The following is a 15,184-nucleotide window of genomic DNA, read 5'->3' on the forward strand; positions in this document are numbered from 1 at the left end:
CCCCTCTCGTGGGCTTACCTGCCTGCCGGCGGTTTCGGTACGACGATTCTCCTGACTCTCTAAGACTTGATCGCACCGATTCCCGCCGAGACGCTTTTTCGGCACCCGAAGGAATCCCGCGATGTTTTTCAAACTGTCAAAGGGGCTGAACGCCCCGCCTGAACGTGTCCGGACCGACACCTACCGTTGTGTCCAGACCGATGCGATCCACGCCTCCGGCCGAATGCCGGCGGACGATGTTGCTTCGCCTTTTTATCTCTATTTTCACACGGAGGACGGACCGATGTTCGATCCCTACAGAATACCCGGCTCAAGAAGCCTGCACGAGCAAAAGATGGCGACCTGGGCGCTGCTGATCGGCGAAACCTATTCGTCGGCGGTTCACGCCGAGACACGCCGCCGCCCGCATCGCGGCATGCTGCCAGATGTCGATTTCTCGCGCGCGGTTCCCGACCGGAGCCGGCCGTCGCTGGTGCGCCGGATCATCCGGCTGGTCCGGCCCGATCCGAAAATCCGGATCGTGGACAGTGCGCCGTCAGGATCGTCGACGGAGCCAGTCGGCGAAATGCGTTCGACACCCTATATTGCGCGGAACGAAGCTGGCGACTCGGGTGAATCCGAGGCGCCAGACTTCGTCTCCGTGCGATCCCGCGCCGCGTGAGCGCACACACGCCTGTCAAAGAGTACCAAGACGATGTTTGCCTGGTTTGAAAAAAGGCTCGATCCGTTCCCGGCAGCGGAACCGGTCGAGCCGCCCAAGACGCTGGTTGCCTTCTGCGTGCATTATACGCGCGGCGCCTGGCCCTATATCCTTCTCGATGCGGTGCTGGTGACGGCTATCGCCATCGCGGAAGTGTGGATGTTCGGCTTCCTCGGCCGCATCGTCGACTGGCTGTCGGGGCAGAATCGCGAAACCTTCCTGCAGACGGAAGCCTGGAAGCTCGCCGGCATGGCCTTCATCGTGCTGTTCGCGCTGCCCGGCACGGTGTGGTTCCATTCGCTGCTCAACCAGCAGACGCTGATGGGCAACTATCCCATGCGCATCCGCTGGCAGGTGCATCGCTACCTGCTCAAGCAGTCGATGAGCTTCTACCAGGACGAGTTCGCCGGCCGCATCGCCACCAAGCTGATGCAGACGGCGCTCGCCGTGCGCGAGTGCGTCATCAAGCTGATCGACGTCTTGAACTACGTCATCGTCTATTTCCTCGGCATGCTGTTCATCGTCGGCTCGGCCGACTGGCGGCTGGCCGCGCCGCTCGGCGTCTGGCTGGTCGGCTACATCCTGTTGCTGCGCTATTTCATCCCCCGGCTGGGCAAGGTCGGCGAGGAGCAGGCCAATGCGCGCTCGACCATGACCGGCCGCGTCGTCGACAGCTACACCAACATCCAGACGGTCAAGCTGTTCAGCCATGCGCGCCGCGAAGCGTCCTTCGCGAGGGAAGGCATGGCCGGCTTCCTCCTGACGGTCTACCGGTCGATGCGGCTGGTGACGGTGCTTTACGGCCTGCTCTACGTCATGAATTCGCTGCTGCTGTTTTCGGTCACCGCCATCTCGCTGTGGCTGTGGCTGGGGCAAGCGGTGACGATCGGCGCGGTCGCCGTTGTCATCGGGCTGGTGCTCAGGCTCTGGGGCATGTCGCAGTGGATCATGTGGGAAATGTCCGGCCTGTTCGAGAATATCGGCACGGTGCAGGACGGCATCGGCTCGATCTCGCTGCCGCGCCTGGTCGAGGACCGGCCGGGGGCGAAGGACATTGCCGTCACCAGGGGCGAGATCCGCTTCGAGGACATCCGCTTCCACTACGGCAAGCAGAAGGGTGTGATCGAGAACCTGTCGCTGGCGGTGAAACCGGGCGAGAAGGTCGGCATCGTCGGCCGCTCGGGCGCCGGCAAGTCGACGCTGGTCAACCTTCTCCTGCGTTTCTACGATCTTGAAAGCGGAAGGATCCTGATCGACGGCCAGGAGATCGCTGAGGTGACGCAGGATTCGCTGCGCGCCCAGATCGGCATGGTCACGCAGGACACCTCGCTGCTGCATCGTTCGGTGCGCGAGAACATCCTCTATGGCCGGCCCGACGCCAGCGAAGAGCTGCTTGTCGAGGCAGCGCGGCGCGCCGAGGCGCTGGATTTCATCGCCGGGCTTTCGGATGCCAATGACCGCAAGGGGTTCGATGCCCATGTCGGCGATCGCGGCGTCAAATTGTCCGGCGGCCAGCGGCAACGCGTCGCCATCGCCCGCGTCATGCTGAAGGACGCGCCGATCCTCATTCTCGACGAGGCGACCTCGGCGCTCGATTCGGAAGCCGAGGCGGCCATCCAGGAGAACCTCTACAAGCTCATGCAAGGCAAGACCGTCATCGCCATCGCGCACCGGCTATCGACCATCGCGGCGATGGACAGGCTGGTGGTGATGGACAAGGGCCGTGTCATCGAGGAAGGTTCGCACGAGGAACTCGTCGCCAGGGGCGGGCTCTATGCGCAGCTCTGGCAGCGCCAGTCTGGCGGGTTCCTGCTCGAGGACGGCCCCGTCGACGCCGCCAATGACGCACTTGCAAAGGGCCAAGCTGCCGAATGATGACTGCCGTCTATCGCTGGTTCGAGAACTGGGTCTATCCGTTCAGGGAGCCGGCGAACCTTCGGCCACCATCGGGCGTTGGCGGCTTTCTCTGGCACTATGTCGGCCAGGCGAAGTTCGCCTTCTTCGCCATGCTGGTCATCGGCGGCATCGCGCCGCTGGTCGAGGCCGGCCTGTTCTACTTCGTCGGGCGGCTGGTCGATATTCTCGACCAGCTTCCCGGCGAACGCAGCTGGCACGCGCTGTGGAACGCCGCCGGTCCTGAACTGGTGTTCATGATCGCGGTGGTGCTGGTCATCCGCACCATCGTCGTCGGGCTGTCGGCGCTGGTCGACGAACAGACGATCACGCCCGGTTTCTACAATCTGGTGCGCTGGCAGGCTCATCGCCATGTGTCGCGTCAGTCCTACGCCTTCTTCCAGAACGATTTCGCCGGCCGTATCGCCACCAAGGTCTGGCAGGCCGGGCAAGCCACCGGCGACCTGATGGAAAGCTTCATCGAGGTCGTCTGGTTCATGGTCGTCTACACGGTGACGACGCTGGCGCTGGTCGCCGGGCTGGATCTCAGGCTTGCGGTACTGGTGGTGATCTGGATCGTCGCGTTCGGCTGGCTGGCCAAGCTCTATCTGCCGGCAATCCGCAAGCATGCCGAGGCAACCGCCGAGGCGGGCTCGATGATCAACGGCCGCATCGTCGATTCCTATTCCAACGTGCAGACGCTGAAGCTGTTTTCGGCCGACGGCGACGACCGCTACATCAGGAACGGCTTCGACATCTATCTCGACGCGCTGCGCCCGTTCACTCGCCGGCTGACCGGCGTGCGCATGGCGCTGACGACGTTGTCGGGCATCATGATCACGGCGATCGGCTGCTTTGCCGTCTATCTCTGGGTCGAGGGCTCGATCACAGTGGGCGCGGTCGCCTTCACGCTGTCGCTGGTGCTGCGGCTCAACATGCTGCTCGGCCGGCTGATGATGCAGCTCAACAGCATCCTGCGGAACCTCGGCGTGCTGGAAAATTCCAAGGCACTGATCTCGCAGCCGCTCGGCCTCACCGATACGCCCGACGCGAAGGAGCTTGTCGTGGCCGGCGGACGCATCGACGTGAAGAAGGTCGAGTTCCACTACGGCAAGGGGTTCGGCGTGCTCAACGGCATCGACCTCGTGGTGCGGCCCGGCGAAAAGGTCGGACTGGTCGGACCGTCCGGCGCCGGCAAGACGACGCTCGCCAACCTGATCCTGCGGCTTTACGATCTGGAAGGCGGGTCCATCGCCATCGATGGCCAGGACGTCTCCACTGTCACGCAGAATTCGCTGCGCGCCAATATCGGCGTCGTCAGCCAGGACACCGCACTGTTCCACCGCTCGCTGCGCGACAACATCAAGCTCGGCATGCCCGATGCGACCGACGCCGAGGTGATCGCCGCGGCCAGGAAGGCCGAGGCGCACGACTTCATCCTGAGCTTGCGCGACAACAGGGACCGTGCCGGCTACGAGGCCTTTGTCGGCGAACGTGGTGTCAAGCTGTCGGGCGGCCAGCGTCAGCGCGTGGCGATCGCCCGCGTCTTCCTCAAGGACGCGCCGATCCTGATCCTCGACGAGGCGACCTCGGCGCTCGATTCCGACATCGAGGCGGCGATCCAGGAGAATCTCACCCGGCTGATGGAGAACAAGACGGTCATCGCCATAGCCCACAGGCTGTCGACGATCGCCGCACTCGACCGCCTGGTGGTGCTCGACGGCGGCCGCATCGTCGAACAAGGCACGCATGACCAGCTGGTGGCGCTCGACGGGCTCTATGCGCGGCTGTGGAAGAGGCAGTCCGGCGGCTTCCTCTATCACGGGGACAGCGTGCTGGAAGAGACGCGGCCGGCGGAGTAGGGCATGGGTGCATCGTCAGAGGCCGCCCCTGAGATCGGCTACGTGATCAAGCGGCTCCGGCCAACCATGCCGGCCTTCGACGCGCTGAGGCGAGAAAGCCGGTCGGAAGGCTACTGGATGCTGGTGCGACTGGCGGATGGCTGGGCAAGCGGCAGAAACAAGTTCCTGAAGCGGGGCGAGGCGCTGTTCGGGGCCTGGCATGGCCGGGACCTCGCCGGCGTGTGCGGGCTGAACATCGATCCTTATTTCGAGGGCAGGGACCACGGCCGGGTCCGGCATCTGTTCGTCAGTGTGCCTCACCGCCGCAACGGCTTGGGCCGCATGCTGGTCGAGACCGTCATCGACAGGGCACGTCGCCATTTTGCCGTGCTGAACACCCGCGCCCCGCGAGAAGCCTTCGTCTTCTATGAACGGCTTGGCTTTCATCGCGTGGAAGGCGAAGAATTCGTCACACACCGCATGATTTTCGGGAAAGGGAGCTGAAATGTCCTTGCGTCCGCCATCTCATCTTGCCGGCACCTCGGCCGCCGAAGCCGCGTTTGACGCGCTTGGCCATGAAATCCTGGCCGAGAAGGCGGCGGCACTGGGCCGCGCCGGCCAGCGGGTCGAGGAAACGCTGGCGCGGCTGCGCGACAATGCCGACGAGCACCTGCGCCCCCGGCTTCTCAAGGAGGCCGCCGAGGCGGTTCATGGCTATTTCATCCAGCGCGAGCTGTGTGGCCTTCGAAAGCACGATGCCGTCATCCGCGAATACAACATCCCGAAGGCGGTGCTGGTCAGGCTTGGGGCGAAATAGGTCTATTTTGTTTGACCATGATCCTTGCCGGAAACCGGGTTCCCCTTTTCGGGATCATGGTCATTCCAGCCATTCGGTGACGAACGTGCCGTTCTCGTGGATGTCGGTCGTTTCCAGCGGACCGGGGCCGAGATTGGTGAATTTGTGTGGCGTGTTGGGCGGAACGATCAGGATCTGGCCGGCGGAGGCCTCGATCTCCTGGTCGCCGACCGTGAACCGGCCGGTTCCCTGGCGGATGATGAAGATCTCCGCGTAGGGATGCGTGTGCAGCCGCGGGCCGCCGCCCATGTCGGGCAGATAGTTGAAGATCAGGCAGGAGTTGGAGCCGTAGGCGCCGCATTGCAGCTCGCCCTTCCAGCGGTCGGAGCGAACAGCCCATTCCTCGCGATCGATGAGATGCGACATGCGGCCAAGGATAGATCACACCGGCGTCTTGTGTCGAGGCAAACAACAACACCGGATTTTGCTGATATTTCCCGGTTGTTTAGCGATGTTCGGCGGCTATCCGACGTCACTTTGCCCGGTGGCGGATTTTGTCCCCGCGACAATCTGCCCATGTGCCTTCACCCGTCTGGACAAAAACGGGCTTCACGCATAAACCGAAGTCCAAATGCCGGAGGAATTCGCTAGCCTGTTCGCCATGCGCTGTCGGGTTGGCGTGAATGAGCGGGGAACAAGGCTCGGCCACCGGCGCGGAAGAGGCGAAAGGATCAGGCACCCGTGAGCGCAACCGACATCCACGATCCCAACCGTCGAGACTTTCTCTACGTCGCCACCGGCACGGCCGCGGTGGTCGGCGCGGGTGCGTTCGCATGGCCGTTCATCGACCAGATGCGCCCCGATGCCTCGACGCTGGCGCTCGCCTCGGTCGAGGTCGATGTCTCTTCGCTGACGCCGGGCATGTCGCTGATCGTCAAGTGGCGCGGCAGGCCGGTCGTGGTGCGCAACCGCACCGAACAGGAAATGAAGGACGGCGAGGCGGTCAAGCTCTCAGATCTCAAGGATCCGATCGCGCGCAACGCCAATCTGCCGGCCGATGCCCCGGCGACCGACGCCAACCGCACCACGCCCGGCAAGGAGGCCTGGATGGTGATGGTTCAGGTCTGCACCCATCTGGGCTGCATCCCACTCGGCCAGGAAGGCGATTTCGGCGGCTGGTTCTGCCCGTGCCACGGCTCGCAATACGATACGGCCGGCCGCATCCGCAAAGGTCCGGCGCCCGAGAACATGGCAGTGCCGGTATTCAAGTTCGTTTCCGATACCAAGATCCTTATCGGTTGAGGCAGGGGATATTTCGATGAGCGAGGGACACTCGACCTATACGCCCAAGACCGGTCTCGGACGCTGGTTCGACGCCCGCATGCCGCTGCCGCGGCTGGTCTATGACAGCTTCGTCGCCTATCCGGTGCCGCGCAACCTCAACTATGCGTGGACCTTCGGCGGTATCCTGTCGATCATGCTGGTGGCGCAGATCCTGACCGGCATCGTGCTGGCCATGCACTACACGGCCGACACCAATCTCGCCTTCGACTCGGTCGAGAAGATCATGCGCGACGTGAATTCGGGCTGGCTGCTGCGCTACCTGCATTCGAACGGCGCCTCGTTCTTCTTCGTCGCCGTCTACATCCACATCTTCCGTGGCCTCTATTACGGCTCCTACAAGGCGCCGCGCGAGCTGCTTTGGATACTCGGCTGCATCATCTACCTCCTGATGATGGCTACCGGCTTCATGGGCTACGTGCTGCCATGGGGCCAGATGAGCTTCTGGGGCGCCACCGTCATCACCGGCTTCTTCAGCGCCATTCCGCTGGTTGGCGACTGGATCCAGCAGCTGCTGCTCGGCGGCTTCGCCGTCGACAATCCGACGCTCAACCGCTTCTTCTCGCTGCACTACCTGCTGCCGTTCATGATCGCCGGCGTCGTCGTGCTGCACGTCTGGGCGCTGCATGTCGTGGGCCAGTCGAACCCGACCGGCATCGAGGTCAAGTCGAAGACCGACACCGTCGCCTTCACTCCCTACGCGACCATCAAGGACGCGTTCGGCATGATCGTGTTCCTGTTCTTCTTCGCCTATTTCGTGTTCTACCTGCCGAACTATCTCGGCCACCCGGACAACTACACGGTCGCCAACCCGCTGAAGACCCCGGCCCACATCGTGCCGGAATGGTACTTCCTGCCGTTCTACGCGATCCTGCGCGCCATCACCTTCAACGTCGGGCCGATCAACTCCAAGCTCGGCGGCGTGCTGTGCATGTTCGGCGCCATCGCCATGCTGTTCCTGGTGCCGTGGCTCGACACCTCGAAGGTGCGCTCGGCGGTCTACCGGCCCTGGTACAAGCTGTTCTTCTGGCTGTTCGTTGCCGATGCCATCCTGCTTGGCTGGCTGGGCTCGCAGCCGGCGGAAGGCAGCTTTGTGTTCATGGCGCAGATGGCGACGCTGTTCTACTTCGCCTTCTTCCTGATCGCGCTGCCGGTGCTCGGCCTGATCGAGACGCCGCGAAGGCTGCCGAACTCGATCACCGAGGCTGTGCTCGAGAAGAACAAGGGCGGCAGCGGACATCCGGCGGGCGCCACGGCCGCGCCAGAGACCAAGGGCTGAGCGGTAGAGAATCTAAGGGGATTTGGCATGAAAAAGATTCTCACCTCGCTGGCGCTGATCGGCCTTGTGGCCGCAGGCACCGGAGCGATCGCGGCCGAAGAGGCACACAACGCGGCCGCGCCGACACGTTTCCCGATCAACGAGCCGAAGGAGATGAGCTGGAGCTTCGCCGGCCCGTTCGGCACCTATGACAAGGCGCAGCTGCAGCGCGGCCTGAAGGTCTACAAGGAAGTCTGCTCGGCCTGCCATTCGATGAATCTGGTGGCGTTCCGCACGCTTTCGGACCTTGGCTATTCCGACGCCCAGATCAAGACGCTGGCGGCCGGGTACACGATCCATGACGGTCCCAACGATGCCGGCGACATGTTCGACCGTCCCGGCAAGCCGTCCGACCATTTCCCGGCGCCATTCGCCAACGAGCAGGCCGCAGCCGCCTCCAATGGTGGCGCTGCTCCGCCCGACATGTCGCTGCTGGCCAAGGCGCGCGGCGTCGAGCGCGGCTTTCCGCAATTCGTCTTCGACATCTTCACCCAGTATGCCCAGGGTGGCCCCGACTACATCCATTCGCTGCTGACCGGCTACGACCAGACGCCGCCAGCCGGAATGGTCATCCCGGAAGGCACGCACTACAACCCTTACTTCATGTCCGGCGTGTCGCTGAAGATGCCCAAGCCGCTCTCCGACGGCCAGGTGACCTATGACGACGGTTCGCCGCAGACGGTCGATCAGTATTCCCGCGACGTGGCGGCTTTCCTGATGTGGGCGGCCGAGCCGCACATGGAAGACCGCAAGAAGACCGGCTTCCGCGTGCTGGTGTTCCTGCTGCTGTTCGGCGCGCTGGTCTATCTCACCAAGCGCAAGGTATGGGAAGGCGTGGCGCACTAGACCGCGCGCAGCCAATGATCAAGAAAGGGCGCCGAAAGGCGCCCTTTTGCATTTCCACAGGCCGGTGGTGTCACATGGCCGTCATCGCATCTGGCGATCCTGTGCTGCTCTCATCAAAGGATCGCAGCCATGAAAAAATATGCATCGCTCGCGGCAGGCCTGCTGCTGCTCATCGTCGGCTCGGCCGCCCAGGCGGAAGACGCCCAGCCCTTCATCACCAACAAGGATGTCGACCTGACGATGATCCTGCCGCCGCCGCCGGCGAACGATTCCGCCCAGACGAAAGCCGAACTCGGCGAGGTGCTGACGCTGCAGGTGACGCGCACGCCCGAGATGGTGGCCAGTGCCGTCGCCGACGCCGACGAGAATGTCTGGCGCTTTGCCAACGTCATGGGACCTAAGTTCAACAAGGAGACGCTGCCGAAATTCAGCGCCTTCTTCGATCGCGTGGTGGCCACCGAAGGCGCCGTCGTCGACCCGGCCAAGGATGTCTGGAAGCGCCCGCGTCCGCACAAGCTCAGCGACCTCGTCAAGCCGGCCGTCAAGCTGTCGAGCTCCGGCTCCTGGCCGTCCGGCCACGCCACCGTCGGCACCATGATGGGCATCATCCTGTCCGACATGGTTCCGGAAAAGCGCGCCGAGATCATGGCGCGCGCGGCCGAATACGCCCACAACCGCGAGGTCGGCGGCATCCACTATGCCTCCGATGTCGAAATGGGCAAGATTTCCGGCAGCGTCATCGCCGCGGTCCTGCTCAACCGGGACGACTTCAAGGCAGAATACGAAGCGGCCAGGGCAGAGCTTCGTTCCGATCTCGGCATGTAATCTTCGTCGGCAGTTGGTTCTCGACGAGAGGGGCGCTTCAGGCGTCCCTTTTGTGCTCGCGGCCATGCCCGTGAAGCCGCCCGGCAAATAGTCCGTTGGCACGGAGACGTCAGGTTGATATTCGACGCACCAGACGGCGGCGAAGGGCTTGCCCCGACATGGCGTTTGGAATTCGATGATGCGGCTCAACGACTGTCACAACTTCTCCGATTTTCGGCACATGGCACAATCGCGGCTGCCGGGGCCGATCTTCAACTATATCGACGGCGCGGCCGACGACGAGGTCACCTATCGCCGCAACACCGAGAGCTTCGAGACGTGCGACCTGGTTCCCAATGTCCTGCGCGGGGTGAGCGAGATCGACATGTCGGTGACGGTCATGGGCCAGAGGCTGGCGATGCCGGTCTATTGCTCGCCGACCGCCTTGCAGCGGCTGTTCCATCATCAGGGCGAGCGCGCGGTCGCCAGGGCTGCCGCCAAATACGGGACGATGTTCGGCGTCTCCTCGCTTGGCACCGTCAGCCTCGAGGAGGCGCGCGGGATCAGCAGCGGCCCGCAGGTCTACCAGTTCTATTTCCACAAGGACCGCGGCCTCAACAGGGCAATGATGCAGCGGGCAAAGGAGGTCGGCGTCGAAGTGATGATGCTGACCGTCGACAGCATCACCGGGGGGAACCGCGAACGGGACAAACGCACCGGCTTTGCCATTCCCTTCAAGCTCAACCTCGCCGGGATGCTGCAGTTCGCGCTCAAGCCGGCCTGGGCGATCAACTATTTCACCCATGAGGGGTTCAAGCTGCCGCAACTGGACGAGCATGTCGACATGGGCGGCGGCACGATGTCGATCAGCCGTTACTTCACCGAGATGCTCGACCCGTCGATGACGTGGGACGATGTCGCCGAGATGGTCAGGCTGTGGTCGGGTCCCTTCTGCCTCAAGGGCATCATGTCGGTGGAGGACGCCAGGCGCGCCGTCGAGATCGGCTGCAGCGGCATCGTGCTGTCGAACCACGGCGGCCGGCAACTGGATGGCTCGCGGGCGGCTTTCGACCAGCTTGCCGAGATCGTCGATGCGGTCGGCGACCGGATCGACGTCATCATGGATGGCGGCGTGCAGCGCGGCACGCATGTGCTGAAGGCGCTGTCGCTCGGCGCCAAGGCTGTCGGTGTCGGGCGCTACTATCTGTTTCCGCTCGCGGCGGCTGGCCAGCCGGGCGTCGAACGGGCGCTCGAACAGATGCGGGTCGAGATCGAACGCGGCATGAAGCTGATGGGCTGCAGTTCGATCGAACAATTGTCACGCAAGAACCTGCGTTTCCGGTAGCCGGCCGGAAAGGGGCCCGCCATGGCGAATGCGGAAGATCGCTGCGCCGGCGAGGCCAATCCTTTGCCGGATGCGCTTGTCTCGACGGCCACATCGCGCTAGCCGTTGTCGGTCGCGAGGGGTCACGATCGACCTCTACGGCACCTCGTCCCTGTCAGCCGAACCTGGATCATCCGGAGCCGCCTCATGAAACCTTCGCTCGAAGACACGCTGCTTGCCGCGATCCGCACCATTCCCGACTATCCCCGGCCCGGCATCCTGTTTCGCGACATCACCACGCTGCTCGGCAATGCGCGCGCTTTCCGCCGCGCCATCGACGAGCTGGTGCATCCCTATGCCGGCCAGAAGGTCGACAAGATCGCCGGTATCGAAGCGCGCGGCTTCATCCTTGGCGGCGCCGTCGCCCATCAGCTCTCGGCCGGTTTCGTGCCGATCCGCAAGAAGGGCAAATTGCCTTTCGAAACGGTGCGCGTCGCCTACAGCCTGGAGTACGGGCTGGACGAGATGGAGATGCACAAGGACGGCGTTTCACCGGGCGAGAAGGTGATCCTGGTCGACGATCTGATCGCCACTGGCGGCACGGCGGAGGCTGCGGTCAAGCTGCTGCGCCAGATCGGCGCCGATATCCTTGCCGCCTGTTTCGTCATCGACCTGCCGGATCTCGGCGGCCGTGCCAAGCTGGAGGCGCTCGGCGTGCCGGTGAGGACGCTGATCGGGTTCGAGGGGCATTGAGTGCCTTCCCTCGCCCCGTCTTTGTACGCGGAGAGGGAAGCGAGGCGAGCAACGTGAGCGAAGCAGGGTGAGGGGCAGCGCGGCGGTCGAATTTGAGGCACCAGCGCTGGTGCCGCCCCTCATCCGCCCTTCGGGTACCCTGTAGACGGGTGAAGGAAGAGACTACTCCGTCTTCACCAGCACGGCGCTCTCGAATTCGAGCACCTTGTCGCCGGTCGAATCGAAAGCTTCCGAACGCAGCGCCAGCAGCCGCCAGCCGGGACGTGAGGCGATCGGGCGGTGGGAAAGCGCTGTCCGGGTAAACGTCACGGTTTCGCCGGCATAGACGGGCTTCGGCCATTTGAGGTTCTTGAAACCGGGCGAGGGGCCGAATTCGGGCATCGGGCCAGGACCGTTCCATTCAGCGCCCTCGGCGTCCATGCGCTTTTCGAGATTGTACTTCATCCAGGTTGCGGCGGTGTGCCAGCCGGAGGCGCACAGGCTGCCAAGGACGCTGTCCCTCGCGGCCTCCTCGTCGACGTGGAAAACCTGCGGATCGTATTTCCTGGCGAATGCCTTGATCGCCTCGGGTTCGAATTTGTGCGAGCCGAGCGTGACGGTGGTGCCGATGCAGAAGAACTCGTCGAGGGTCACGCGATGGCCTCACGGGTCAGGAACATGCAGGTGTTCTCGAATTCGAAGACGCTTTCGCCGCGCTGGTTGAACAGTTCGCTGCGCATGGTGACCAGTCCGATCTGCGGCTTGGACCTGGACACGCGCCTGGCAAGCACGGTGGTGTTGCCGGACAGCGTATCGCCGGCCAGCACCGGCTTCTTCCATTTGACGTAGTCGACGCCGGGCGCGCCTTGCGAGGTCGAGTCCAGCAGGAACGCATCGCACAGCATGCGCATGAACATGGCGCAGGTGTGCCAGCCGGAGGCCGCAAGTCCGCCGAGGATGCTGGCCTTGCCGGCTTCCTCGTCGAGATGCATCGGTTGCGCATCGAACTCCTGCGCGAATTCGATGATCTCGGCGGCGCTCACCAGCTTGGTGCCGAGGTCGAGCGACGTGCCCTCGGCGAAATCCTCGTAGGCCCAGGTTTTTGCAGTCATGGTCTGAAATCCGGCTCAGCAACCCGCGATCCCCAGGATCGGGGTTTCCGGATGCAGGCCGGAGGGCATTTGGTCAAGCGATTTCTGCTGCGCCAGTTTGTCGGCGCCCAACCGCCAACGGCGTGATCAGAGCCAGCCGCGGCGGCGGAAATACCAGAAAGGCAGGATCGCCGACAGCACCATCATGGCAATGGCGAAGGGGTAGCCAAGTTCCCACTTCAGCTCGGGGATGATGTCGAAATTCATGCCGTAGATCGAGGCGACCAGCGTCGGCGGCAGGAAGATGACGGCGGCGACCGAGAAGATCTTGATGATGGCATTCTGCTCGATCGAGATCATGCCGAGCGTGGCGTCGAGCAGGAAGGAAATCTTCTGCGACAGGAAGGTGGCATGGTCGGCAAGCGACAGCACATCGCGCGACAGCGTCTTGATGCGCGCCTTGGTGTCCTTGCTCATCTTGGTCCGGGTCGAGGCATGGGCGAAGAAACCGGCGAGGCGCTGCAGTGAAATCAGGCTGTCGCGGATCGAGGAGGCGATATCCTCCTTGCGGCCGATGGCCTTCAGGAGTTCCTGGAAATCGCGGTTGCGCTTGGACACCTTGGTCGAGGTTGCCTGGAAGATGTCACGCGAGATCGCCTCGATGTCGCGGCCGGCGCGTTCCAGGATATCGGCGAGGCGGTCGACGATCGCCTCCAGCAGGCCGATCAGGATGGTGTCGCCGCTGGTGCAGCCGGTCGCCACCTTCTCGGCGCGCTGCGGAAAGGTCTTGAACGCCTTCGGCTCATGGTAGCGCACGGTGATCAGCCTCGTGCCGGCGAGCACGAAGGTGACCGGCGACATCAGCGGATCGTCGACTTCGGTCTGGGCAGGCAGAGTGGCGGTCATGAAGTAGGCGCCGTCCTCGACATAGAGGCGGCTCGAAATCTCGATCTCCTCCATCTCCTCACGCGTCGGAATGGCCACGCCGAGCCAGCTCTCGATCGTCGCTTCCTCTTCCTTGGTCGGGTTGAGGAGATCCGCCCAGACGACGGTGTCGCCGTTTGCCAGAAGATCATCGACGACGCGCAGACGATCATTGTCGACGACGAAGGCCTTGATCATCGCCGGGTCTCCCTTGCCGGATTAAAGGGTGCGTTCGGATTGACGCGTCGTGTCGGATTGCACGATTGCGCGTCGCGCGCGCCGACCGTGCGCCTGCCGCTTAGACCTGTGAGATGACAAAATCAAGACGAGCAACCGCCCGGCGGATGGCCGCCGGCCGCTCGAAATACGCGTCGATAGCCGGAACCCAGCTGGCGCAGCCGATGCGGCTGGTCGATTTGCGGAGGGCGGCTGACGTGGTCGGCCGCCCGGGCTGTCAGGTGTTGAACTTGAACAGCATGATGTCGCCGTCCTGGACGACATACTCCTTGCCTTCATCGCGGGCCTTGCCGGCTTCCTTGGCCGCCACTTCGCCGCCCAGCGTGATGAAGTCGTTGTAGGCGATGGTCTGGGCGCGGATGAAGCCGCGCTCGAAATCGGTGTGGATGACGCCGGCCGCCTGCGGTGCCTTGTCGCCCTTGTGCACGGTCCAGGCGCGCGTCTCCTTCGGCCCTACGGTAAAATAGGTGATGAGGTGCAACAGCTCGTAGCCGGCGCGGATCACCTTGTTCAGGCCGGGCTCGTCGAGGCCGAGCGAGGACAGGAATTCCATCTCTTCCTCGTCCGAAAGTTGCGCGACTTCAGCCTCGATCGCGGCCGAGATGACGACGGTGCGGGCGCCTTGCGCCGCGGCCATCTTTTCCACGGCCCTGGTGTGCTCGTTGCCGGTGGCGGCATCGGCCTCGGCGACGTTGCAGACGTAGAGCACGGGATGCGAGGTCAAAAGGTTCAGGCCCTGCAGGATGCGCAGGTCTTTCGCCGAAATGCCGTTGAGCAGGACGCGGGTCGGCTTGCCGGCTTGCAGCAGTTCGAGCGCTGCCTCCATCATCGGCAGCACGGCCGTCGCCTCCTTGTCCTTGCTGCCGGCGCGCTTGCGGAACTGCACGATGCGGCGCTCGAGGCTGTCGAGGTCGGCGAGCATCAGCTCGGTCTCGACGGTCTCGGCATCGGCGACGGGGTCGATGCGGCCCTCGACATGGGTGATGTCGTCATCCTCGAAGCAGCGCAGCACATGCACGATGGCGTCCACCTCGCGGATGTTGGCGAGGAACTGGTTGCCCAGCCCTTCGCCCTTCGAGGCGCCGCGCACCAGGCCGGCGATGTCGACGAAGGAGATGCGGGTCGGGATGATCTCCTTCGATTTGCCGATCGCGGCGATCTTCTGCAGGCGCGGGTCGGGCACCGCCACCTCGCCGGTGTTCGGTTCGATGGTGCAGAACGGATAGTTGGCGGCCTGCGCCGCCGCCGTCCTGGTCAACGCATTGAAGAGCGTGGACTTGCCGACGTTGGGCAAGCCAACGATGCCGCATTTGAAACCCATTTTGTCCGGTCCTATC

16 protein-coding genes are annotated in these 15,184 nt (G+C 63.7%); 11 read left to right on the forward strand and 5 right to left on the reverse strand.

The window, feature by feature from the left end; translation table 11 throughout:
• Positions 1 to 121 precede the first annotated feature (121 nt).
• From OOJ09_RS10610 to OOJ09_RS10630, 5 genes are read left to right on the forward strand one after another with little or no spacing between them, the layout of a single operon-like run.
• Complete coding sequence (locus OOJ09_RS10610) at positions 122 to 661, forward strand: hypothetical protein (protein WP_269905167.1); 540 nt, start codon at positions 122 to 124, stop codon at positions 659 to 661.
• A 33-nt stretch (positions 662 to 694) separates the two neighbouring features.
• Positions 695 to 2,575 (forward strand): ABC transporter ATP-binding protein, encoded by a 1,881-nt coding sequence (locus tag OOJ09_RS10615; protein ID WP_269905168.1) that lies wholly within the window; start codon positions 695 to 697, stop codon positions 2,573 to 2,575.
• Positions 2,572 to 4,455 (forward strand): ABC transporter ATP-binding protein, encoded by a 1,884-nt coding sequence (locus tag OOJ09_RS10620; protein ID WP_269905169.1) that lies wholly within the window; start codon positions 2,572 to 2,574, stop codon positions 4,453 to 4,455. The genes OOJ09_RS10615 and OOJ09_RS10620 overlap by 4 nt, the downstream gene beginning before the upstream one ends.
• A 3-nt stretch (positions 4,456 to 4,458) precedes the next feature.
• Positions 4,459 to 4,938 (forward strand): GNAT family N-acetyltransferase, encoded by a 480-nt coding sequence (locus tag OOJ09_RS10625; RefSeq protein ID WP_269905170.1) that lies wholly within the window; start codon positions 4,459 to 4,461, stop codon positions 4,936 to 4,938.
• A 1-nt stretch (position 4,939) separates the two neighbouring features.
• Positions 4,940 to 5,251 carry a DUF6665 family protein gene (locus tag OOJ09_RS10630; RefSeq protein WP_269905171.1) on the forward strand — a complete coding sequence of 104 codons (312 nt, stop codon included), beginning with the start codon at positions 4,940 to 4,942 and terminating at the stop codon, positions 5,249 to 5,251.
• A gap of 60 nt (positions 5,252 to 5,311) precedes the next feature.
• On the opposite strand, the gene OOJ09_RS10635 is transcribed toward OOJ09_RS10630, so the two are convergent.
• Positions 5,312 to 5,656: a cupin domain-containing protein gene (locus tag OOJ09_RS10635; protein ID WP_269905172.1), complete on the reverse strand. Its 345-nt coding sequence runs from the start codon at positions 5,654 to 5,656 to the stop codon at positions 5,312 to 5,314.
• Positions 5,657 to 5,971: 315 nt separating this feature from the next.
• Here OOJ09_RS10635 and petA point away from each other — a divergent pair, with 315 nt between their 5' ends.
• The 6 genes from petA to OOJ09_RS10665 all read left to right on the forward strand — a co-directional run bounded on the left by petA (position 5,972) and on the right by OOJ09_RS10665 (position 11,616).
• Complete coding sequence (gene petA / locus OOJ09_RS10640; protein ID WP_269905173.1) at positions 5,972 to 6,532, forward strand: ubiquinol-cytochrome c reductase iron-sulfur subunit; 561 nt, start codon at positions 5,972 to 5,974, stop codon at positions 6,530 to 6,532.
• Positions 6,533 to 6,548: 16 nt separating this feature from the next.
• Entirely contained in the window at positions 6,549 to 7,850 is a 1,302-nt protein-coding gene (locus tag OOJ09_RS10645) for a cytochrome b (protein ID WP_269905174.1), read from the forward strand.
• 27 nt (positions 7,851 to 7,877) lie between these two features.
• Positions 7,878 to 8,735 (forward strand): cytochrome c1, encoded by an 858-nt coding sequence (locus tag OOJ09_RS10650; protein WP_269905175.1) that lies wholly within the window; start codon positions 7,878 to 7,880, stop codon positions 8,733 to 8,735.
• Positions 8,736 to 8,864: 129 nt separating this feature from the next.
• Positions 8,865 to 9,560: an acid phosphatase gene (locus OOJ09_RS10655; protein WP_269905176.1), complete on the forward strand. Its 696-nt coding sequence runs from the start codon at positions 8,865 to 8,867 to the stop codon at positions 9,558 to 9,560.
• 178 nt (positions 9,561 to 9,738) lie between these two features.
• On the forward strand, positions 9,739 to 10,884 hold the full coding sequence (locus OOJ09_RS10660) for an alpha-hydroxy acid oxidase (protein ID WP_269905177.1): 1,146 nt from the start codon (positions 9,739 to 9,741) through the stop codon (positions 10,882 to 10,884).
• A gap of 186 nt (positions 10,885 to 11,070) precedes the next feature.
• On the forward strand, positions 11,071 to 11,616 hold the full coding sequence (locus OOJ09_RS10665) for an adenine phosphoribosyltransferase (RefSeq protein ID WP_269905178.1): 546 nt from the start codon (positions 11,071 to 11,073) through the stop codon (positions 11,614 to 11,616).
• Between the two features lie 162 nt (positions 11,617 to 11,778).
• Here the strand turns inward: OOJ09_RS10665 and OOJ09_RS10670 are convergent, their stop codons facing one another.
• The 4 genes from OOJ09_RS10670 to ychF form a co-directional block, all read right to left on the reverse strand.
• Positions 11,779 to 12,249, reverse strand: coding sequence for a MaoC family dehydratase (locus tag OOJ09_RS10670; protein WP_269905179.1), 471 nt, complete (start codon positions 12,247 to 12,249; stop codon positions 11,779 to 11,781).
• Positions 12,246 to 12,707, reverse strand: coding sequence for a MaoC family dehydratase (locus tag OOJ09_RS10675; protein WP_269905180.1), 462 nt, complete (start codon positions 12,705 to 12,707; stop codon positions 12,246 to 12,248). Before OOJ09_RS10675 ends, OOJ09_RS10670 begins: the two co-directional genes overlap by 4 nt.
• A 126-nt stretch (positions 12,708 to 12,833) precedes the next feature.
• Complete coding sequence (gene corA, locus OOJ09_RS10680) at positions 12,834 to 13,808, reverse strand: magnesium/cobalt transporter CorA (RefSeq protein ID WP_269905181.1); 975 nt, start codon at positions 13,806 to 13,808, stop codon at positions 12,834 to 12,836.
• Positions 13,809 to 14,064: 256 nt separating this feature from the next.
• Positions 14,065 to 15,168 (reverse strand): redox-regulated ATPase YchF, encoded by a 1,104-nt coding sequence (gene ychF, locus OOJ09_RS10685; RefSeq protein ID WP_269905182.1) that lies wholly within the window; start codon positions 15,166 to 15,168, stop codon positions 14,065 to 14,067.
• Positions 15,169 to 15,184 lie beyond the last annotated feature (16 nt).

This window comes from Mesorhizobium qingshengii, from assembly GCF_027563465.1.
Lineage (GTDB): Bacteria > Pseudomonadota > Alphaproteobacteria > Rhizobiales > Rhizobiaceae > Mesorhizobium > Mesorhizobium qingshengii_A.